19 protein-coding genes are annotated in these 21,519 nt (G+C 63.1%); 7 read left to right on the top strand and 12 right to left on the bottom strand.

What is annotated here, in order from left to right; all coding sequences use genetic code 11:
* Positions 1 to 253: 253 nt before the first annotated feature.
* The 7 genes from D906_RS07070 to pilM all read right to left on the bottom strand — a co-directional run bounded on the left by D906_RS07070 (position 254) and on the right by pilM (position 7,220).
* On the bottom strand, positions 254 to 1,867 hold the full coding sequence (locus D906_RS07070; protein WP_027610018.1) for an SPOR domain-containing protein: 1,614 nt from the start codon (positions 1,865 to 1,867) through the stop codon (positions 254 to 256).
* Between the two features lie 15 nt (positions 1,868 to 1,882).
* Positions 1,883 to 2,980, bottom strand: a complete 1,098-nt coding sequence (aroB, locus tag D906_RS07065) for a 3-dehydroquinate synthase (RefSeq protein WP_025752278.1) — start codon at positions 2,978 to 2,980, stop codon at positions 1,883 to 1,885.
* Between the two features lie 97 nt (positions 2,981 to 3,077).
* Complete coding sequence (gene aroK, locus D906_RS07060) at positions 3,078 to 3,596, bottom strand: shikimate kinase AroK (RefSeq protein ID WP_025752276.1); 519 nt, start codon at positions 3,594 to 3,596, stop codon at positions 3,078 to 3,080.
* Positions 3,597 to 3,600: 4 nt separating this feature from the next.
* The gene (locus D906_RS07055; protein ID WP_081741843.1) at positions 3,601 to 4,869 is read right to left on the bottom strand and encodes a type IV pilus secretin PilQ; all 1,269 of its coding nucleotides are present in this window, start codon (positions 4,867 to 4,869) and stop codon (positions 3,601 to 3,603) included.
* Positions 4,793 to 5,794: a pilus assembly protein PilP gene (locus D906_RS07050; RefSeq protein ID WP_027614840.1), complete on the bottom strand. Its 1,002-nt coding sequence runs from the start codon at positions 5,792 to 5,794 to the stop codon at positions 4,793 to 4,795. The genes D906_RS07055 and D906_RS07050 overlap by 77 nt, the downstream gene beginning before the upstream one ends.
* Positions 5,795 to 5,805: 11 nt before the next feature.
* A complete protein-coding gene (locus tag D906_RS07045; RefSeq protein ID WP_027610016.1) occupies positions 5,806 to 6,342 on the bottom strand; it encodes a PilN domain-containing protein in 537 nt (178 codons plus the stop codon).
* An 11-nt stretch (positions 6,343 to 6,353) separates the two neighbouring features.
* Positions 6,354 to 7,220, bottom strand: coding sequence for a type IV pilus biogenesis protein PilM (pilM, locus tag D906_RS07040; RefSeq protein WP_097156161.1), 867 nt, complete (start codon positions 7,218 to 7,220; stop codon positions 6,354 to 6,356).
* A gap of 191 nt (positions 7,221 to 7,411) precedes the next feature.
* Between pilM and D906_RS07035 the strand changes: the two genes are divergently transcribed.
* Positions 7,412 to 9,865: a penicillin-binding protein 1A gene (locus D906_RS07035; protein ID WP_019097361.1), complete on the top strand. Its 2,454-nt coding sequence runs from the start codon at positions 7,412 to 7,414 to the stop codon at positions 9,863 to 9,865.
* Positions 9,866 to 10,050: 185 nt separating this feature from the next.
* On the opposite strand, the gene D906_RS07030 is transcribed toward D906_RS07035, so the two are convergent.
* The 3 genes from D906_RS07030 to rpmE form a co-directional block, all read right to left on the bottom strand.
* Positions 10,051 to 11,319 (bottom strand): malic enzyme-like NAD(P)-binding protein, encoded by a 1,269-nt coding sequence (locus tag D906_RS07030; RefSeq protein WP_026020363.1) that lies wholly within the window; start codon positions 11,317 to 11,319, stop codon positions 10,051 to 10,053.
* Between the two features lie 178 nt (positions 11,320 to 11,497).
* On the bottom strand, positions 11,498 to 12,319 hold the full coding sequence (locus tag D906_RS07025; RefSeq protein WP_025752268.1) for a thermonuclease family protein: 822 nt from the start codon (positions 12,317 to 12,319) through the stop codon (positions 11,498 to 11,500).
* 2 nt (positions 12,320 to 12,321) lie between these two features.
* Positions 12,322 to 12,537 (bottom strand): 50S ribosomal protein L31, encoded by a 216-nt coding sequence (gene rpmE, locus D906_RS07020; protein WP_012274639.1) that lies wholly within the window; start codon positions 12,535 to 12,537, stop codon positions 12,322 to 12,324.
* Between the two features lie 167 nt (positions 12,538 to 12,704).
* Here rpmE and D906_RS07015 point away from each other — a divergent pair, with 167 nt between their 5' ends.
* The 3 genes from D906_RS07015 to D906_RS07005 all read left to right on the top strand — a co-directional run bounded on the left by D906_RS07015 (position 12,705) and on the right by D906_RS07005 (position 17,480).
* Positions 12,705 to 14,924 (top strand): primosomal protein N', encoded by a 2,220-nt coding sequence (locus tag D906_RS07015; RefSeq protein ID WP_027614839.1) that lies wholly within the window; start codon positions 12,705 to 12,707, stop codon positions 14,922 to 14,924.
* 119 nt (positions 14,925 to 15,043) lie between these two features.
* Positions 15,044 to 16,780, top strand: a complete 1,737-nt coding sequence (argS, locus tag D906_RS07010) for an arginine--tRNA ligase (RefSeq protein WP_016712503.1) — start codon at positions 15,044 to 15,046, stop codon at positions 16,778 to 16,780.
* A 1-nt stretch (position 16,781) separates the two neighbouring features.
* Complete coding sequence (locus tag D906_RS07005; protein WP_016712504.1) at positions 16,782 to 17,480, top strand: SPOR domain-containing protein; 699 nt, start codon at positions 16,782 to 16,784, stop codon at positions 17,478 to 17,480.
* A gap of 84 nt (positions 17,481 to 17,564) precedes the next feature.
* Here the strand turns inward: D906_RS07005 and D906_RS07000 are convergent, their stop codons facing one another.
* Positions 17,565 to 17,981, bottom strand: a complete 417-nt coding sequence (locus D906_RS07000) for an NINE protein (protein WP_016712505.1) — start codon at positions 17,979 to 17,981, stop codon at positions 17,565 to 17,567.
* 166 nt (positions 17,982 to 18,147) lie between these two features.
* Between D906_RS07000 and D906_RS06995 the strand changes: the two genes are divergently transcribed.
* Positions 18,148 to 18,774 (top strand): C40 family peptidase, encoded by a 627-nt coding sequence (locus tag D906_RS06995; RefSeq protein WP_016712506.1) that lies wholly within the window; start codon positions 18,148 to 18,150, stop codon positions 18,772 to 18,774.
* 127 nt (positions 18,775 to 18,901) lie between these two features.
* Here D906_RS06995 and D906_RS06990 read toward each other — a convergent pair whose 3' ends face one another.
* Positions 18,902 to 19,900: a type IV pilus twitching motility protein PilT gene (locus tag D906_RS06990; protein ID WP_019097366.1), complete on the bottom strand. Its 999-nt coding sequence runs from the start codon at positions 19,898 to 19,900 to the stop codon at positions 18,902 to 18,904.
* Between the two features lie 65 nt (positions 19,901 to 19,965).
* Here D906_RS06990 and D906_RS06985 point away from each other — a divergent pair, with 65 nt between their 5' ends.
* The gene (locus D906_RS06985; protein ID WP_027614838.1) at positions 19,966 to 20,652 is read left to right on the top strand and encodes a YggS family pyridoxal phosphate-dependent enzyme; all 687 of its coding nucleotides are present in this window, start codon (positions 19,966 to 19,968) and stop codon (positions 20,650 to 20,652) included.
* A gap of 38 nt (positions 20,653 to 20,690) precedes the next feature.
* Complete coding sequence (gene proC, locus D906_RS06980; RefSeq protein ID WP_025752259.1) at positions 20,691 to 21,509, top strand: pyrroline-5-carboxylate reductase; 819 nt, start codon at positions 20,691 to 20,693, stop codon at positions 21,507 to 21,509.
* Positions 21,510 to 21,519: the final 10 nt, after the last annotated feature.

Below are 21,519 nucleotides of genomic sequence, written 5' to 3'. Positions count from 1 at the left end.
CACAGCGACAGCGATGCCCACAAATTTTCATGTCTCACCATTGAAAATTTATGTCGCAATTTTGAATGTTTTTGCGCCATGCGCCGTGATAGCGGCTTGGCTCGAGTCTGAAGCGTTTCAGCCATGACTGCAAGTAAGGCTTGTGGCCGGCAGTCTGGGACAGAAAAGCCTGCCGCGTTAAAACGCAGCAGGCTAGTCGAAAGCTAGAATTCGCTTAGCTACTGGGCGGCGGGGTGATGCCGCCCGGAAGGTATCAGCGGGCCGAGGCCAGCTCTTGTTGGACGCTGGCGACGGTACGTGGCCAAGGTTTACCAGCCTGGACCTTCGCTGGCAAGTTCTTGATTGCCGCAACCGCTGCATCGCGGCTGGCGAAGCTGCCATAAGTCACGACGTACAACGGCTTGCCCTGCAGGTTTTTCTTGAAGTAGCGATAGTCGCCACCCTGGGCCTTGACGTACGCCTGAGCCGAAGCCTCGGAGCTGGTGCCGAGGATCTGCACCACATAGTTACCCGGCTTTTGCCCGGCGTACCAGCCACCGCTGCCACCACCGGATGCCGCTGGCTTTTCAGCCGGTTTGGCGGCTGGCTTGGCCACGGCAACCTGGGTCGGTGCTGGCGCAGGCTTGGCAGGTGCAACCGGTTTGGCCGGTTGGGTTGCGACGGGTTTCGGCGCAGGTGCCACCGGCTGCACAGGCTGGGCAGGCACGCTGGCGACGGGCTGGGCAGGCGCAGGTGCCGGGCCGGCGGGCACGCCTTGCGGCGGAGCAATGGTGGTCACGGTGGGCGGTGGGTTGCCGGGCTGCAGGGCGGTATCGCCTGCCGGGCTGCCTTCTTCACCTTCACCCATGCCTGCGGCTTGGGCCAGCGGTTCGCGCATCACCGGCTGGGACTGGCCCACCAAAGGCAGTGGCATCGGCTGGGACGAGCCAGAGAACTCGATGGCAGCACCTTGCTTGCCTTCGCCAAGCGGCAACTGGGCTTGGGCGGCTGGCGCATCGGCCGGCGCCTTGTCGCCTTTCTTGGGCATCAACACCGCGGCGCCAACGGCGACCACGACCACAGCGGACAGCGCGAGCACATGTTTTTTAGGCATCTTGAACCCCATGGATGGTCGCTTGGCCGTCGAGCGGCTGGCGATCATGGCTTCGATCAAAGTGTCACGGGCGACCTGGTTGATGTTGCCAGGCCAACCGTCGGAGTTTTCATGGATATCGACGATCTGTTCACGGCTGAACACCTCGATGCCCCGGCCCGCGCCTTCCAGACGCTGCTCCAGGTACTCGCGGGTTTCCTCTTCACTGTAGGGGGCGAGCTCGATGATGTGGAAGCGTTCTTCCTCGATATTGAGCTCATCCAGCCCGGCAATCAGTGACGGTTCACCGAACAGGAACACATGCGGGCGCCCTTCCGGTACACCGGCCGCCAATTCCAGCAACGCTTGGAGTGCCGACTCGTCGAGTTGTTCCGCATCGTCCACCAGCAAATACACTTCCTGCCCGGTGAGTGCCAGCTGCACCACCTTGGACAGAATCGCCTGCACTTCAGCCTGGTCCACACCCAGATCCTGGGCGACCTGGGCCAGCATGCCGGAAGCATCGCTGGCACTGCGGGCAGACACCACAACGCTCTGCACCGCCTGTTTGTTGGTACTGGCCACCAGGGCCTGGCGCAGCAGCGACTTGCCGCTGCCCAGCGGGCCGCTGACTACCAGCATCAACTGGCTATAGCGTGCCAGATGGTGCAATTGGCCAAGCACGGGCTTGCGCTGGGCCGGGAAGAACTTGAAGCCGGGCACGCGGGGTGCGAACGGATCGTGGCTCAACTGGTAATGGTCGAGAAAGGCCTCATCGGCATGCAAACTGGTCATTGCGCTGTCACAACCTCAAAGCTGGGCCACGATCGCGCGGTAATCCGCCGACAGCGTGGCCTGTAGAATCTCTTTCGGATAGTCGTCGGTCACCACGGCCTCGCCCATCTGGCGCAGCAGCACCAGACGCAGACGACCGTCGAGCACCTTCTTGTCGACCGCCATGTGCTCCATGAAATGCGCCGGGGTCATTTCCTGTGGTGGCACCACCGGCAAACCTGCGTCCTGCAACAGGCGGATTCCGCGATCGCGCTCGGCCTGGTCGATCCAGCCAAGGCGCATGGACATTTCCAGGGCCATCACCGTGCCCGCTGCCACGGCTTCGCCGTGCAGCCACACGCCGTAGCCCATGTGGGTCTCGATGGCATGCCCGAAGGTATGCCCCAGGTTGAGCGTGGCCCGTACGCCGGACTCGCGCTCATCGGCCCCGACTACCGCAGCCTTTGCCGCGCAGGAGCGACGAATGGCTTCGGTCAGGGCCACAGGGTCCAGGCCGCGCAGGGCCTGCATATTGTCTTCTAGCCAGGCAAGGAACGGCTTGTCGCAGATCAGGCCGTACTTGATCACCTCGGCCAGGCCAGCCGAAAGCTCGCGTGCAGGCAGCGTCTTCAGGCTGGTGGTGTCGATCAGCACGGCGTTGGGCTGATAGAAGGCACCGACCATATTCTTGCCCAGCGGGTGGTTGATACCAGTCTTGCCACCCACCGAGGAGTCGACCTGGGACAGCAGGGTGGTCGGCACCTGGACGAAATCGACACCACGCTGGTAGCAGGCGGCCGCGAAGCCGGCCATATCACCGATCACACCCCCGCCCAGAGCGACCACGGTGGTGCGGCGATCATGGCGGGCGGTCAGCAGGCCATCGAAAATCAGCTGCAGGGTTTCCCAGTTCTTGTAGGCTTCGCCATCGGGCAGCACCACTGGCAGCACCGAATAGGCACCGAGGGTCTTGGTCAGGCGTTCGAGATACAGGGGCGCGACGGTCTCGTTGGAAACGATGGCGACTTGCCGGCCGGCAATGTGCGGCGCCAGCAACTCGGGCTGGTCCAGCAAGCCTTCGCCTATGTAGATCGGGTAGCTACGCTCGCCCAGGTCGACCTTAAGTGTCTGCATGTATCCCCACAATGTACTTGGGCGCGGCGCCGTACGGGCAACCTGCGCGGTAACGTTGAACCTCGCCTCGGCGCTGGTGGCCGAGAATAGTCCCGGGTTAACGGGGCGGCAACTGCTGCAAGCGCTCGAGAATGTCGATCACCACCATGCGCGGCGGCCGCTCGTCGGTTTCCACCACCAGGTCGGCGATCTCGCGGTAGAGCGGGTCGCGCGCTGCCAGCAGGGAGCGCAAGGTCGCCTCGGGGTTGGCGGTGCGAAGCAGCGGGCGATTACGGTCGCGCGCGGTACGGCCAACCTGCTGCTCCACCGAGGCGTGCAGGTAGATCACCCGACCACCCTGGTGCAATGCCTGGCGGTTGGCTTCGCGCATCACCGCGCCGCCGCCGGTGGCCAGGACCACGCCATCAAGCGCGCACAGTTCGGCGATCATCGCTTGCTCGCGATCACGAAAACCCGGCTCGCCTTCCTTGTCGAAAATCCACGGGATATTGGCGCCGCATCGCAGTTCGATTTCCTTGTCGGAATCCTTGAACAGCAGGCGCAGCTCTTTGGCCAAAAGGCGTCCAATGGTGCTTTTACCAGCGCCCATGGGCCCCACAAGTATCAAATTTCGCACAGAATCAACGACTCACAGCAATCGCCTGGTCACTCATGATACGCGGAGTCAGGAAGACCAGCAGCTCGGATTTTTTCTCTTGTAATGCATCGCGTCGAAACAGCCGCCCAACATACGGCAGATCGCCGAAAAATGGCACCTTGTCGACCACATTGTTTTGCGAAGTGGAGTACACGCCACCAATCACGATGGTTTCACCGTCCGCCACGCGAACCTTGGCATTGACCTCGTTCTTGCGAATCGGCGGTACGTTGTTCAAGGCATTGACGTAATCCGGCTCGTCTTTGGTCACCCTGACGGTCATGATCACCTTGTTGTCCGGGGTGATTTGCGGTGTCACCTCCAGCGACAGCGAGGCTTCACGAAACGACACCGAGGTGGCGCCACTTTGACTGGTTTCCTGGTAGGGCACCTCGGTGCCTTTGAGGATCCTGGCCGTTTCCTTGTCGGCCGTTACCACTTTGGGCTGCGAGATGATCTCGCCGTTGCCGCTTTTTTCCATGGCGCTGAGCTCCAGGTCGAGCAACAGGTCGCCACGCAGCAGACCCAGGCCGAAGCTACTGCCCGCACGCTCCACACCAAGGTCGACAAACAGCTCCTGGCCCGGCCGCAGGTTTTCGCTATACAACGGCCCGCCCCAGCGCACCCCCAGGCTTTTCTCGTAATCGACGTTGGCTTCGACGATACGCGCCTCGATCGCCACCTGGCGCACCGGCACGTCCAGTTGCGCAACCAGCTGCCGCAGTTCCGCCAGGCGGTCGGCGGGCTGGTACGCCACCAGTGTATTGGTGCGCTCGTCGACAGCCAGGCTGCCTCTGGCAGTGAGGGTGCCGTCATCCGCCAGGCTGGTCAGCAATAGATCAACCAGCTCGGCGGCCTTGGCATGATGGATCGGTATCAGCTCACGGCGTAGCGGCTGCACCTGAGCATTCGGCTCCTGCCCCAAGGGGGCATCGAACGGCTGCGCGGCAAACGCTGCCGCAGGTGCCACCAGCAGTACATTACCCTCCTGCCGCCGGGCCAGGCCCTTGCTTCGCAACACCAGGTCGAGTGCCTGATCCCAAGGTACATCCTGTAAACGCAACGTGACGTTACCTTGTACGTCGTCACCCGCAACCAGGTTGACGCCCGCATAATCAGCCAGCACCTGCAGCACCGAGCGCACTTCCACATCCTGGAAGTTCAACGACAGGGGCTCACCCTGGTAAGGCATCGCCGACGCCAGCGGGATCGGCAGCAGGGCTGCCAACACCCATTTCATCAACATTTTCATTCCGGTCCGGGGCCTCCTTGCCCAGGCGCTTTGCAAGGGTGATGAACGCTGTGCGCTCGTGCCACACCCCCGCCATGAATAGCCGTTCGCGGACCTCGACATGGTCTTGGTCGACCCGCTCCACCACACCGTGGTTACGCCCTAAACGCTCGCCTGCCCGAACCCTATAGAGCCTGCCAGCCGCCATCAGCAGCGCCTCGTGCGACATCCCGCGCGACAGGCTGCCGACCATTTCCAGTTGTGCCAACGGCACACTGCCCAGCCCAAAGCCTGCCATTCGTCTTGCTGCTGGCGTGAAAGGGTCGACCACGGGTTCTGGTGTGGCGGCCCTGGCCGAGGTGCGTGCAAACGCCTCGGGTGCCGGCACCGGCGCGACAGCCTCGAAGGCCTCTACATGCAGTTGCAGGCGCAAAAGCCTTGGCTGCCCCTCGACAATAGAAAGGTTGATGTCGCCACTGCGCAGCAGGCGCGGCTGGCCCAGCCAGTCGTGCAGCCATTGACGCAGAGCCGTGTAAGGCCCCATCACCTGCACCTCCAGGGGTGTTTTGCGGTAGCCTGCCTGCGGCTCGCTTTCATGCACATCGAACCGCTCGACCAGTAGGCCGTGCGCATGCCCCGACGAAGCCAGGCTGCCGAGCACGTCGCTCATGTCCTCCCCGCTGGCCAGGTGCCAGTGAGCCTCCAGCAACGCCTGCTCGGCAACAATCAGAGCTGCCCGCAGTTGCTCCAGTTCGACCAGCTTCGCCGTGCTGGCTGACTGCTGTTCATCTAATGAGGCTTGCCTGGACGCCTCTTGTGCCTGTTGCTGGAGCGCTGCCGGCAGGCGCAACGCGCAACCCAGACCGAACACCAGCACAGCGACCATGGCTGGCGCCAGGCACCTGATACGCCTGGAGTGCTCGGCGACCGCCAGCCAGGCAAAGATCGGCGCCACATTCACGACCAGAACGCCGAAACGCGCGCGGCCAACAGAAACTCATCGCCACCCGGCACGCTCCTGATGCGCTTGAGCTCCAGGTCGAGCAGAACACGCGAATGTTCCAGGTCGCGCATGAACTGCGCAACCACGGCGCCGGAGGTAGCGAGCCCGGCCAACCGCAAGTGGCCGTTTTCCAAGCTGAGGTCAAGAAGCTGCACGCCCATCGGCAGCGCCCCTTCGAGGTCAGTGAACACATCACCCAGAATGCCCTGCTGAACGCGCAAACGCTCAAGCGCAGCCAAACGCTCCAGCAGCGCCTGATGCTGTGCACGCACATCATCCAACGGCCGCAATTGCTCGGCCAAGCGCTCAAGCGCGGCCTGTTGCCGGGTGTTGGACAGCGCCTGCTGCTGCGCGCGCTGGCGGGCCAACTGATCGACCAGCATCACCGCGCACAGCGCCAGAATGGCGCCAGCGACCAACCGGGAGCGAAAACGCCGAAGCGTGGCCTGGCGCTGCCGCTCACGCCAAGGCAGCAGGTTCAGTCGCATCATGGCCGCAATCCTCAATAAGCGAGGGCGCAAGCCAGCAGCATCGACCCGTCGACATGCTCAAGCCCGGCCTTGCCAGGCAAATGCCGGCACGTCGTTTTCAGTTGACGGCCCAGGCTTTGCAGCCAGTCAGGATCCAGCGAACAGCTGCTGGTTATCCACAGGCCAGCAGGCAAATGCTCATCGGCAAGCAGCGCATGTAGCGCCTCCGACAGCGGCCCCATCCCCTTCTGCCCCTGCGTTTGCAATTCACGACGCTGGCTGGGCCGACCGGGATGCCAGTCATACAGAACTGCACCATGTGCCTCTACACGCAGTAATGCCGAGCCTTCGAAGCACCCCTGAGGCAACATGCGGCACAGGGCGATGTTATCGACCTCGACGGCTTCCAGCTGCAACCCTGCCTCGTCAACGATGGCCTCCAGTGACGCCAACGCACTTTGCCGGCATGCGGCCACCATCACCTCGGCGCATCCCGGTTGCACGCGAGACGCCCCCAAAACCTGAAAATCCAGGGCCAGGTCCTCCAGCGGAAACGGAAACAGTCGCTCGGCACCGGCCAGCAAGTGCGCCTCCAGCTCTACACCAGTCTGCTCCATCGGCAGATGACACAGCTTGCAGATCACCTGGTTGGCGGGTAATGCCAACGCTACCCGCCGTTGCCTGAGACCACTGCGCCGGTAGGCACGACGCAAGGCTGCCACCACCGCAGCGGGCTCCGCTGCCCAATCCTTGCCGGCCGCTGACTCGAACGGTTCCTGAGCCGAGGCAAGCACCCGACAACGCCGGCTGCGCCGCTGAAGCTGCACAACCCGAACAGCGTCCGGGGCAATTTCTACCCCCACCAGTGAACCGGCATCCTTGCCGAAGCGTCCTAACATCGCGGCTTCCTTGCTGCGTGTCGCAGCGATCTGTCGCAACCCCGCGGCAACACTGGGCCAGGGCTGCTCATCGAGGCGACGGGCAGCCTGGCCGGTAACCCGGAGAGGCGAAAAAATGCTTATAATGCCCAGCGTTTTCTGGTCCGCCGGACCTGCGTGCAATCCACTCTCAACCTGGACACCGAAAAACCTTGATACGTCTGCTGAAGTTCTTCTGGTGGTCTTCCGTCGCAGTCATCTGCGCGCTCGTACTCGGTGTGAGCGGTGCGTTTCTGTATCTTAGCCCCAGCCTGCCCTCGGTCGAGTCGCTCAGAAGCATCCAGTTGCAGATCCCCCTCAGGGTGTACAGCAGCGATGGCAAGCTGATTGCCGAGTTTGGCGAGATGCGCCGCTCGCCGATCCGCTTCGCGGAAATTCCGCCACAGTTCATTCAGGCACTTCTGTCAGCCGAGGACGACAATTTCCTCAACCACTACGGTGTCGACCCCAGCAGCCTGATGCGCGCAGCGACCCAGCTGGTAAAAACCGGGCATATCCAGACCGGCGGCAGCACCATCACCATGCAGGTGGCGAAAAACTTCTTCCTCACCAGCGAACGCAGCTTCTCGCGCAAGACCAACGAGATCCTGCTGGCCCTGCAGATCGAGCGCGAGCTGACCAAGGACGAGATTCTCGAGCTGTACGTGAACAAGATCTACCTGGGCAACCGCGCCTACGGCATCGACGCAGCCGCGCAGGTGTATTACGGCAAGTCGATCCGCGACGTGAGCCTGGCGCAGATGGCCATGATCGCCGGCCTGCCCAAAGCACCGTCACGCTTCAACCCGCTGGCCAACCCGGTGCGCGCCAAGGAGCGCCGCGACTGGATCCTTGGCCGCATGTACAAGCTGGGCAAGATCGACGAAGCCAGCTACCAGGCAGCCCTGGCCGAGCCGCTCAATGCCAGCTACCACGTGCCGACGCCTGAGGTGAATGCCCCCTACATCGCTGAAATGGCCCGCGCGGAAATGGTCGGCCGTTACGGCAGCGACGCCTACACCGAAGGCTTCCGCGTCACCACAACAGTGCCCAGCGACATGCAGGAAATGGCCAACAAGGCCATCCTCAACGGCCTCTCCGACTACGACGAGCGCCACGGCTATCGCGGCCCGGAAGCCCGCTTCCCGGGCCGTACCCAGGCAGCCTGGCTGCAGGAACTGGGCAAGCAGCGCATCCTTGGTGGCCTGGAGCCGGCCATTGTCACCCATGTCGAAAAAACCGGCCTCAAGGTGCTGACCCGCGACGGCCAGCAAGCCGAGGTTGCCTGGGACACCATGAAGTGGGCGCGCCCGTTCATCAACAGCAACGCCCAGGGCCGTACACCGCAGTCGCCGGCCGACGTGGCCCAGGTCGGTGACCTGGTGCGTCTGCAGCGTCTGGACGACGGCAAGCTCAAGTTCAGCCAGGTGCCTGGTGCACAAAGCGCCTTGGTCACCCTCGACCCTTCCAACGGCGCCATTCGTGCACTGGTTGGCGGCTTCTCGTTCGAGCAGAGCAACTACAACCGCGCCATGCAGGCCAAGCGCCAACCAGGTTCGAGCTTCAAGCCGTTCATCTACAGTGCCGCACTGGACAGCGGCTACACGGCAGCCACCCTGGTCAACGATGCGCCGATCGTGTTCGTCGACGAGTCGGTGGATAAAGTGTGGCGGCCGAAGAACGATACCAACACCTTCCTTGGCCCGATCCGCATGCGCGAAGCGCTGTACAAGTCGCGTAACCTGGTGTCGATCCGCTTGCTGCAGGCCATGGGTGTAGACCGCACCATCGACTACATTGCGAAGTTCGGTTTCAACAAGCAGGACCTGCCACGCAACTTGTCGCTGGCCCTGGGCACCGCCACCCTGACCCCGATGGAAATCGCCACCGGCTGGAGCACATTCGCCAACGGCGGCTACAAGATCACCCCGTACCTGATCGACCGCATCGAAAGCCGCAGCGGCGAGACCCTGTTCACCGCCAACCCGGCCCGCGTACCGCAGGGTGCCGAAGACCAGGCGGGCCTGGCCGCACCTGAACAACCCATCAGCACCGCCGCCATGCCAGGTGAGGCGCCGCCGGCCTTCAGCCAGGTTGCGACTGCACCACAAGCACCTGCGGTGGCCGAGCAGATCATCGACGGGCGCACCACCTACATCCTCACCAGCATGCTGCAGGACGTGATCAAGCGCGGCACCGGCCGCCGGGCGCTGGCACTGGGCCGCACCGACCTCGCAGGCAAGACAGGCACCACCAACGAATCCAAGGACGCCTGGTTCTCCGGCTACAACGCCGATTACGTGACCACCGTGTGGGTCGGCTTCGACCAGCCGGAAACCCTCGGCCGTCGCGAGTACGGCGGTACGGCGGCCTTGCCGATCTGGATGAGCTTCATGGGCGCGGCGCTGAAGGACAAACCGAATCACGCACCGGCAGAACCGGAAGGCATCCTTAGCCTGCGGGTCGACCCGGTCAGTGGCCGCGCTGCCTCGCCGAGCACGCCGAATGCCTACTTCGAGCTATTCAAGGCCGAAGACTCGCCGCCGTCGGTGGATGAGCTGGGCAATGGTGCAGCGCCTGGCAGCCCGCTGCCAGCGGATGAAGCGGCGCCGATGGATCTGTTCTGAGGCTGGGTGTTTGACTGGGGTTATGTGAGGCTGCTGACATCGAGCGCCGCGCGGGCGGCGCTCGATCTCATAGGCGACAACTTTGCCATGGCAAACACCCTGCAGCCCTGACACATCCTTCACAATGCCAAACAAAAAGCCCCGGCTCATACGAGCCGGGGCTTTTTATGTCGCTACAGCGGCAATCAGCCGTTGAACACGTCATCCACGCTGGTCAGCGGGTAGTGCTTCGGATACGGCAGGGTAGCCACGCCGGATTCGATGGCGGCCTTGGCCACAGCGTCGGAAACGACAGTGATCAGGCGTGCGTCCAGCGGCTTCGGAATGATGTACTCACGGCCGAACTCCAGGCCTTCGACGCCGTAGGCTTCGCATACTTCCTTCGGCACTGGCAGCTTGGCCAGGTCCTTCAGGGCGATAGCGGCAGCGATCTTCATTTCTTCGTTGATGCGCTTGGCACGAACGTCCAGAGCACCACGGAAGATGAACGGGAAGCCCAGTACGTTGTTGACCTGGTTCGGGTAGTCGGAACGACCGGTCGCCATGATCACGTCGCTGCGGGTGGCGTGCGCCAGCTCTGGCGAGATTTCCGGGTCCGGGTTCGAGCAGGCGAACACGATCGGGTTGGCTGCCATCGACTTCAGGCCTTCCGGGCTCAGCAGGTTCGGGCCGGACAGGCCCACGAACACGTCTGCACCGTTCAGGGCATCAGCCAGGGTACGTTTGTCGGTAGCGTGGGCGAACTGCGCCTTGTATTGGTTCAGGTCGTCGCGGCCAGCGTGAATCACGCCGCTGCGGTCGATCATGTAGATGTTCTCGACCTTGGCACCCATGCTCACCAGCAGCTTCATGCAGGAGATGGCGGCTGCACCAGCACCCAGGCAGACGATCTTGGCGTCTTCCAGCTTCTTGCCGGCGATTTCCAGGGCGTTGATCATGCCGGCAGCGGTCACGATGGCGGTACCGTGCTGGTCATCGTGGAATACCGGAATGTCGCACTGTTCGATCAGGGTGCGCTCGATCTCGAAGCACTCAGGCGCCTTGATGTCTTCGAGGTTGATGCCACCGAAGGTGATCGAAATACGGCGAACGGTGTCGATGAACGCTTGTGGGCTTTCCGATTCGACTTCGATGTCGAACACGTCGATACCGGCGAAACGCTTGAACAGAACACCCTTGCCCTCCATGACCGGCTTGGAAGCCAGTGGGCCGAGGTCGCCCAGACCGAGGATGGCGGTGCCATCGGAAATCACCGCAACCAGGTTGCCTTTGCCGGTGTACTTGTAAGCCAGCTCTGGATCACGGCCGATTTCACGCACGGGTTCTGCAACACCTGGGCTGTAGGCCAGGGCGAGGTCACGGGCGGTGGCAGTGGGCTTGGAGAGCTCGACGCTCAGTTTCCCCGGACGAGGTTGAGCGTGGTATTCGAGAGCGGCGGTTTTCAGGTCTGACATGGTGGGCATTCCGCTATTTACTGTTCTGACGGACCGCCGAGGATACGCAAAGAGCCGGGGAGTCACAAGACTGGTCGGTCACTTGTGTCAAGGCCTTTAGCCTACGACTTTACGCTATAACCCACGGGGGCATACGGCTCACAGTGTGTACAATCTAATAGCGAAATGTCTACATCTTTTAGCCTGAAATACGCTCCAACATGCTCGGATCGGTCAATGGCAACACCCAGCGTCGCTGCCCGGGCTTCAAGCCGCCCTTGCGGGAACGGTCCAGCACCCAGCCACGCGCCTCGACCTGGCGTCCCTTGAGGTTATCGAAGAAGCTGGCGGGGAAGTTGCGTTGCAGACGAGCGGGAACCTGCAGCACCACGGCGTCGTCCAGTGTCAGCCAGACACCGCCACGGTTGCGTTCGATACCCTTGATGCGGCCACCAACCACAGCGAAACCCGGCTGCCTGACTTCCCCTGCCGGGACCACGGGCGAACGGCGCCACAAGCCGCTGCCTGCCTTGCGCGCCGCTTGCTCGGCAAGTTGCTGGCAACCGCTGAGACGCACATTCGGAGCCACTGCCACGCGGTAGCCCAAACCCTCGCTGAGTAACTGTGCTTCCAGATTGTCGCCATTACGGCCGTAGATATGCGCCAGCGTGCGGCCGTATTTGTCTTTGTCCTCAACGCCTGGCACCAGCCCGATACGCCCATCACTGGCCTTGACCAGCGCCTGCAAGCGCCGCTTCGCGGCCTCGGCATAAGGCTCGCTGGTGCGCCCGTTGCGGCCAATTTCCGGGGCGTTGATGCCAATCAGGCGTACGCTGCGGCCATCGGCCAGGCGCACGGTATCGCCATCCACCACCTGGCGCACCAGCACCTGCTGTGGCTGCTGCGGTAGCGGGCAGAATGCCAGGGCGGGAAAGGCCCAGATGGCACCCATAAAAAAAGCGCCCACAAGGGGCGCCTTTTTTTGCAGCACTGCGAAACCCGAGGGGTTCGCCATGCGCATGATTACTTCTTGGTACCGAACATACCGAAGCGATCGGCGAACTTCTGTACGCGGCCGCCGGTGTCCAGGACTTTCTGCTTACCGGTGTAGAACGGGTGGCACAGGTTGCAAACGTCGATCGACAGGACATTGCCCAGGGTCGAACGGGTTTCGAACTTGTTGCCGCAGCTGCAGGTGACTGCAACTACTTCGTAGTTCGGGTGGATACCTTCTTTCATGGTCACTTCCTCGAGCTGCGTGCCGCCACCCAACACCAATTGTTGAATACCGCACGTAATTAGGCGGCGAATAATACCAGAGCACAGCGTCAGTGCAAGATGTCGCTTGCACCGACCGTCGTCTGCTAGGCTCGCCAGTTCTTGTAACGCCCTCCGAGTATTTTTGCGTGTCCGACGTCATCCTGCGCCTTGCCCTGCCCTCCCCGTTACGCCGCCTGTTCGACTACAAGGCGCCGGCGAGCATGGCGCGCCAGGCCTTGACCCCGGGCATGCGCATCCGCGTGCCCTTTGGCCGCCGCGAAATGATCGGTGTGCTGGTGGAGGTATGCGCACAGAGCGAAGTGCCTGCCGACAAGCTGAAACCGGCCAGCGCCCTGCTCGACCCGGTGTCCCCCATCCCGGCGTCGCTGTTCAAGCTGTGCCTGTGGACCGCCCAGTACTACCAGCACAGCCTGGGCGACACCCTGAGCTGGGCCTTGCCCACCCTGCTGCGCCAGGGCGAACCTGCCGAAATGCGCCAGGAGCGCTTCTGGCACATTGCCCCCGGCGCACGCCTGGAAGACCCACGCATTGCCCGTGCGCCGCGCCAGCGCGACGCCCTCAAGACCCTGGCCCAGCACCCGCATGGCGTGGCCCACACCCTGCTGGCCAAGCTCAACCTGAACAAGGACAGCCTCGACCTGCTACTGGCCAAGGAACTGGTACAGGTCGAGGTCCGTCGCCACTTGCCGGCACTGCGCCACGAACACTGGCTGGCACAACCGGAACTGCCGCTCAACGACGAACAACGCGATGCCTTCGACGCGGTACGCGAGGGCTTTGGCGGCTTCGGCGCGTTCCTGCTGGCCGGCGTCACCGGCAGCGGCAAGACCGAGGTCTACCTGCAACTGATCCGCGAAACCCTGGAAGCCGGCAAGCAAGCGCTGGTGCTGATCCCCGAAATCAACCTCGGCCCGCAAACCCTGGCGCGCTTCGAACAACGCTTCAACGCCCGCATCGCCCTGCTGCATTCGGCGGTGAACGACCGCGAACGCCTGGACGCCTGGCTGGCGGCGCGTGACGGCGAGGCCGACATCATCATCGGCACTCGCTCGGCGCTGTTCACGCCAATGAAAAACCCCGGCCTGATCATCATCGACGAGGAGCACGACGGCTCCTATAAACAGCAGGAGGGCCTGCGCTACCACGCCCGCGACCTGGCACTGGTGCGTGCCCACCAGGAAAACATCCCGATCCTGCTCGGCTCGGCCACGCCGTCGCTGGAAACCCTGCACAACGCCCTGACCGGCCGCTACCGCCTGCTGCGCATGAACCAGCGCGCCGGCGGCGCCCGCCCGCCACGCATGCTGCGTCTGGACGTGAAAAGCCTGCCTCTGGACAGCGGTATCAGCGGCCCGTTGCAGCAGGCCATCCGCCAGACCCTGGAAGCCGGCCAGCAAGTGCTGGTGTTCCTCAACCGCCGCGGCTTCGCCCCGACTCTGCTGTGCCACGATTGCGGCTGGCTGTCCGAATGCCCGCGTTGCGACGCACGCATGACCGTGCATCAGCGCTCCGGCGTGCTGCGCTGCCACCACTGCGGCTATGACGAACGCCTGCCGCACCAGTGCCCTCAATGCAACCACGTGGACCTGCGCCCGGTCGGTGCCGGCACCGAGCGGGCCGAAGAACGCCTGAAGGTGCTGTTCCCGGACTACCCGATCCTGCGGGTGGACCGCGACAGTACGGCGCGCAAGGACGCCATGCACAACCTGTTCAGCACCATCCAGCGGGGCCAGCCGAGCATCCTTGTCGGCACGCAGATGCTTGCCAAGGGTCACCATTTCCCACGGGTTACCCTGGTGGCCATCCTCGACGCCGATGGTGGGCTTTTCTCGGGTGATTTCCGCGCCAGCGAACGCATGGCGCAGTTGATCGTGCAGGTGGCCGGGCGTGCCGGGCGTGCCGAAGAGCCCGGCAAGGTCATCATCCAGACCCACCTGGCCGACCACCCGCTGCTGGTGCAGCTTACCGAGCAGGGCTACTTCGCCTTTGCAGAACAGGCCCTGGACGAACGCCGCGCCGCCGGTTTGCCGCCTTATTCTCATTTGGCGCTGCTGCGCGCCGAAGCGCACAAGCCGGGGCAGACCGAAGGCTTCCTCGACGAAGCCTGCGCCGCGGCCGAACGCCTGGTGGCCGAACAACGCCTGCCAGGTATAGAACTGCTAGGCCCAGTACCGGCGCCCATGGAGCGCCGTGCCGGGCGCTTCCGTGCGCAACTGTTGATACAGGCCAATACCCGGGCGCCTTTGCATCGACTGATCAGCGCCTGGTTGCTAGTGTTGGAGCAGATGCCGAGCGGGCGCCAGGTGCGCTGGTCACTGGATGTCGACCCGGTCGACCTGTACTGACGTCCGGGCTGCTTTGCAGCCCCAAAGGTTGGCAACCCGCTCCCAGCCACGGATAATGCCCAGTTTTTCCACCTGCGCATCCAGGCGCTCACCGCGCTTGCGGTCGAAAAGAGATCCCCATGAAAGACACCATTCGCCAGCTGATCCAGCAAGCCCTCACCCAACTCGTCACCGACGGTGTGCTGCCTGAAGGGCTGTCGCCGGCGATCCAGGTGGAAAACGCCCGGGACAAGACCCACGGCGATTTCGCCAGCAACATCGCCATGATGCTGGCCAAGCAGGCGGGCATGAAGCCGCGTGACCTGGCCGAAAAGCTGATCAATGCCCTGCCGGCCAGCGCCGACATCAGCAAGGTCGAGATTGCCGGCCCTGGTTTCCTCAACTTCTTCCAGAACACCGACGCCCTGGCCAACCGCCTGGACGCTGCCCTGGCCGATGCCCACCTGGGCGTGCGCAAGGCCGGCCCGAGCGAGAAAGTCGTCATCGACATGTCGGCGCCGAACCTGGCCAAAGAGATGCACGTCGGCCACCTGCGTTCGACCATCATCGGTGACAGCGTGGCTCGCGTACTGGAATTCTTGGGTGACAACGTCATTCGCCAGAACCATGTGGGCGACTGGGGTACCCAGTTCGGCATGCTGATGGCCTACCTGCAGGAAAACCCGATCACCAGCGACGAGCTGTCGGACCTGGAAAACTTCTACCGCGCCGCCAAGAAGCGCTTTGACGAGTCGGAGGAGTTCGCCACCCGCGCCCGCGGCCTGGTGGTCAAGCTGCAAGCCGGCGACCCGGACTGCCTGGCCCTGTGGACGCGCTTCAAGGACATCTCGCTGTCGCACTGTCAGAAGACCTACGAGCTGCTCAACGTCAAGCTGACCATGGCCGACGTGATGGGCGAAAGCGCCTACAACGACGACCTGGCCAACGTGGTGGCCGACCTCAAGGCCAAAGGCCTGCTGGTCGAAGACCAGGGCGCCCAGTGCGTGTTCCTCGAAGAATTCAAAAACAGCGAAGGCGAGCCACTGCCGGTCATCGTGCAGAAGGCCGACGGCGGCTACCTGTACGCCACCACCGACCTGGCCGCCGTGCGCTACCGCAGCAACGTGCTCAAGGCTGACCGCGCCCTGTACTTCGTCGACCAGCGCCAGGCCCTGCACTTCAACCAGGTGTTCGAAGTGGCACGCCGTGCAGGCTTTGTCGGTCACCCGATGCAGATGGAACACATGGGCTTCGGCACCATGAACGGCGCCGACGGCCGCCCGTTCAAGACCCGTGACGGCGGCACCGTGAAGCTGATCGACCTGCTTACCGAGGCCAAGGAACGCGCCTATGCGCTGGTCAAGGAAAAGAACCCGAGCCTGGCCGACGAAGACCTGCGCCACATCGGTGAAGTGGTAGGCATCGGCGCGGTGAAATACGCCGACCTGTCCAAGCACCGCACCAGCGACTACAGCTTCAACTTCGAGCTGATGCTCAACTTCGAAGGCAACACCGCCCCTTACCTGCTGTACGCCTACACCCGCGTGGCTGGCGTGTTCCGCAAGCTGGGCAAGGGCTTTGACGAAGTGGACGGCAACATCGTGCTGCAGGCTGCCCATGAGCAGGACCTGGCAGCACGCCTGGCGCAGTTTGGCGAAATCCTCAACAACGTCGCTGACAAGGGCACGCCGCACGTACTGTGCAGCTACCTGTACGACCTGGCCGGCCTGTTCTCCAGTTTCTACGAGAACTGCCCGATCCTCGCTGCGGACACCCCCGAGCAGCAACAAAGCCGCCTGCGCCTGGCTGCCCTGACCGGCCGCACCCTCAAACAAGGTCTGGAACTGCTCGGCCTGGAAACCCTGGAGCGCATGTAAGTTGGCTGCCAAGAAAAAACCCGCACCCAAGCGCGGTGCCAGCCGCCAGACGGCGCCGGCCAAGCAGCCGATCCCCGGCTGGGTATGGCTGGCCGTCGGCCTGACCGTAGGCGCATTCATCGTGTTCCTGATGAAGCTCGAACCTGGTAGCGAAGACATCAAGCGCGCCAAGCCCGAGCAGCAAAAGCCTGAGAAAGTGGCCGAAGCGAGCAAGGCAGCGCAGCCCTCCCCGCAGCAGCCAGTGAAGCCGAAATACGACTTCTACACCCTGCTGCCGGAGTCCGAGGTGATCGTGCCACCAGAGGCCGTGCCGGAGAAAACACCACCGGTGCCGGCTCAGCCGGTAACCCCGGTGACGCCAGCAGAAGCGGCGAAAATCGACACCGCACGGGCCCAGGCGGCCTTGCTCGGCCAAACCCCGCCGCCGGCACCACCGGTGATCAAGCCCGCAGCCACCACCCAGTACTTCCTGCAGGCCGGCTCGTTCCGCAAGCAGGCCGATGCCGACAAAGTGCGCGCGCAGATCATCCTGCTGGGCCAGTCGGTGAAGGTAGAGTCGGGTACGGTCAAGGACGAAACCTGGTACCGCGTGCTGGTGGGCCCGTTCAGCAACCGCGAGCAGCTGACCGGGGCGCAAAAGCAATTGTCCGGGGCAGGGTTCAGCAACCTGTTGCTGCAGCAGCGACAAACCCGCCAGTAACGAAAAAGGCCTTGCCGCTTCTACGCGACAAGGCCTTTTTTGTGGGCGCTTCCGGCCTCTTCGCAGGCTCACCCGCGAAGCCTTTCAACGCAAAGCATTCCTCTCGGAGACCTGGCTGTTCAACGTCCAGAAGTCATACAGCACTCCCACCAGGAACAGCCCGCCGGTAAAGAAGTAGATGATCGCGGTGATCCACTTGCCCTGATACAGCCGGTGCAGGCCAAACACCCCGAGGAAGGTCAGCAGGATCCAGGCGATGTTGTAGTCGATACGCCCGGACTGGAACCTCAGATCGGCTTCACGGTCCATGGACGGGATCAAAAACAGGTCGATCAACCAGCCAATGCCTAGCAGCCCGAAGGTGAAGAACCAGATCGTCCCGGTAATCGGCTTGCCGTAGTAGAAGCGATGCGAGCCGGTGAAGCCGAAAATCCACAGCAGGTAGCCGATGGTCTTGCTGTGAGTGTCGTGATAGGGCACACCCTGTTGATAACTGTTCATTCATAGCCCTCGTGGGTTATCTGAAAATTTTCTAAAAAAAAATGTGACTTTTTCGTCGCATGCCGACGTACGGCAGCCAGGCAATCGACCAACGGATCAAAGATTGATCAAAAAGCTGTTATAAAGTTGCGCGCCCAACACATAACTATTCATAAGAGCTTCATCTATGCCGCCTTTACTCAAGACATGGCTGACCCTCTGTCTATTATTGCCCCTGGCCGCCCACGCCACCAATCGTGAGCAACGTCTTCCCAATGGTTTCACCGGCTACACCACCAATGCCTCGGTGAGACACGCGCCAACCAAGCAGGCCACCCTGCGCGCGCGCCCGAGCAACGCTGCCAGCAGCCGTGGTGCGCCTGTTGCTGCCATGTCGCCGAAGCAGAGCAGCGATGTGCTCAGCCGTGCGGTGAACGTGCTCGGCACTCCTTACGTTTGGGGTGGCAGCAGCCCGAAAAAAGGCTTCGACTGCAGTGGCCTGGTCAAATACGCCTTCAACGATGTTGCCGACGTCGACCTGCCGCGTACCTCCAATGCCATGGCCCAAGGCCACGGCGTGAAGGTGGCCAAGGGTGACCTGAAGCCTGGTGACCTGATCTTCTTCAACATCAAGAGCCGCCGGGTGAACCATGTTGCCATCTACCTGGGCAACGACCGTTTCATCCATGCGCCACGGCGTGGCAAGCGGGTGAGCATCGACACCCTGAGCAAGCCTTACTGGCAGAAGCACTATGTCGTGGCCAAGCGGGTGCTGCCGAAAGAACAGCAGCAGCTGAGCCTGGCCAAGCGCTGACCTGATCGGCGCTTTCCTGCGCCGGCCTCTTCGCGGGCAAGCCCGCTTCCACAGAGATATCACAGCCTTCGAAATCTGTGCCGACCCTGTGGGAGCGGGCTTGCCCGCGAAAGGGCCGGTGCGGGCACTATAGATCTTTGATCAGACCCATCTCTCTCAGCTCCCGCACGGCCCCCTCCATCGTCCGCATCCCTTCTGCAGCACCCGCCTGCATCACCGAACACAACTGCGCCATCCGCCCCTCACGCACCAGGTTACGCACCGCCGTCGTCGCCACCAGCACTTCCCGCGCTGCAACCCGCCCGCCATCTACGCGCCTGACCAGCACCTGCGCCACCACCAGGCGCAGCGACTCGGCCAGCATCGCGCGCACCAACGGCTTTTCCTCGGCAGCAAACACCTCCACCAACCGATCGATGCTGTTTACGGCCGAACGCGTATGCACCGTCGCCAGCACCAGGTGCCCGGTCTCTGCCGCGCGCAAGGCCAGACGAACGGTCTCCAGGTCGCGCAATTCGCCAATCATGATCACATCCGGGTCCTGTCGCAGGGCACTGCGCAGCCCTTGGGCAAAGCCGCCGCTGTGGCGCCCAATCTCACGCTGATTGACCAGGCTGCGTTGGCTGCTGTGGATAACTTCGACCGGGTCTTCCAGGGTAATGATGTGCAGCGCCCGCTCCCGGTTCAGCTGGTCAAGCAGCGACGCCAGGGTGCTGGACTTGCCACTGCCGGTCGGCCCACCCACCAAGACCAAACCATCATGGCATTGCGCAACAGCTTGATACACATCCCCCAGGTCCAGTTCATCCAGCGTGGCGATCCGCCCGGGGATCAGCCGAAAGGTTGCTCCAGGGCCATTCAGCTGGCGAAACAGGTTCAGCCGAAAACGGCCGAGCGTGGGCAATGCCAGCGCCAAGTCCAGTTCATCGCCCTCGGCCCATTGCCGCCTTTGCTGCTCTGTCATCAAGAGCGCCATGCCCTCGGCCAGGTCTGCCGCCACCAGCGGTGGCAAGTTCATGCGCTGCAATTCACCGTCCAGGCGCAGCATCGGTATCTGGCCCGCCGCCAGGTGCAGGTCCGAAGCCCCCGCCTCCACGGCTCGGGCCAACAGGTCGGTCACATCCATAAGACTCCCCAAAGGCCTTCAAGTAGGTAGAATGCCGCAAACCCTACAGCTGCCGGCATCCATCCATGTCCACCCTAGCAGACAACCTTTCCGCGATTTCCGCCCGTATCGCCAATGCTGCCCAGGCAGCCGGGCATGATCCGGCCAGCGTCCAGCTGCTGGCTGTGAGCAAAACCAAGCCCGCCAGCGCTATCCGCGAGGTCCACGCTGCCGGCGTGCGTGACTTCGGGGAAAACTACCTACAGGAAGCGCTGACAAAGCAGCAGGCGCTCAGCGACTTGCCCTTGATCTGGCACTTCATCGGCCCCATTCAGTCGAACAAGACCAAAGCCATTGCCGAGCATTTCGACTGGGTGCATTCCGTGGACCGCCTGAAAATCGCCCAACGCCTGTCCGAGCAGCGGCCTGCCGGGCTGGCGCCACTGAACATCTGCCTGCAGGTAAACGTCAGTGGCGAAGACAGCAAGTCCGGCTGCGCCCCCGCCGACCTGCCGGCCCTGGCCAAGGCCGTGGCCGCATTGCCCAACCTGCGCCTGCGCGGGCTGATGGCAATCCCCGAACCCACCGATGATCGCGCCGCCCAAGAGGCTGCCTTCTCCAGCCTGCGGGCGTTGCAGAAAGGGCTGGACCTTGGCCTGGACACCCTGTCCATGGGCATGAGCCACGACCTGGAAGCGGCGATCGCTCAGGGTGCGACCTGGGTGCGTATCGGTACCGCCCTGTTCGGGGCACGCGACTACGGCAACACCTGATTCCATGCTTCACTCACTCTTTTCCACAAGGACCTGACATGAGCAAGACTCGCATTGCCTTTATCGGCGCCGGCAACATGGCCGCCAGCCTGATCGGTGGTCTGCGTGCCCAGGGCCTGGACGCCTCGCAGATCCGCGCCAGCGACCCGGGCGCCGAGACCCGCAGCCGCATCCAGGCTGAGCACGGCATCGAAACCTTCGAGCACAACGCCCAGGCCATCGACGGTGCCGACGTCATCGTGCTGGCAGTCAAGCCGCAGGTCATGAAAGCCGTGTGCCAGGCCCTGCAACCCAACCTGCAGGATGGCCAGCTGATCGTTTCCATCGCCGCCGGTATCACCTGCGCCAGCCTGCAAAGCTGGGTGGGCGCTCGCCCGGTAGTGCGTTGCATGCCCAACACCCCGGCGCTGTTGCGTCAGGGCGTGAGCGGCCTGTACGCCACCGCTGAGGTGTCCGGCGAACAGCGCCAGCAGGCCGAACAACTGCTGTCGGCCGTGGGCACCGCCCTGTGGCTGGAGCAGGAGCAGCAACTGGACGCTGTGACCGCCGTGTCCGGCAGTGGCCCGGCGTACTTCTTCCTGCTGATCGAGGCCATGACAGCGGCAGGCGAAAAACTCGGCCTGCCACGCGAAACCGCCTCGCAGCTGACCTTGCAGACGGCCTTGGGCGCGGCGCGCATGGCGGTTGCCAGCGATGTCGATGCCGCCGAACTGCGCCGCCGCGTCACCTCGCCCGCCGGCACCACGGAAGCGGCGATCAAGTCGTTCCAGGCCAGCGGCTTCGAAGCCATCGTCGAGCAGGCACTGCAGGCTGCGGCCACGCGCTCTGCCGAGCTGGCCGAACAACTGGGCAAATAAGGAGCTTTAG

The organism is Pseudomonas sp. LAIL14HWK12:I1 (assembly GCF_003202095.1).
GTDB classification, from domain to species: domain Bacteria; phylum Pseudomonadota; class Gammaproteobacteria; order Pseudomonadales; family Pseudomonadaceae; genus Aquipseudomonas; species Aquipseudomonas monteilii.
This window is presented reverse-complemented; position numbering and strand designations above follow the sequence as displayed.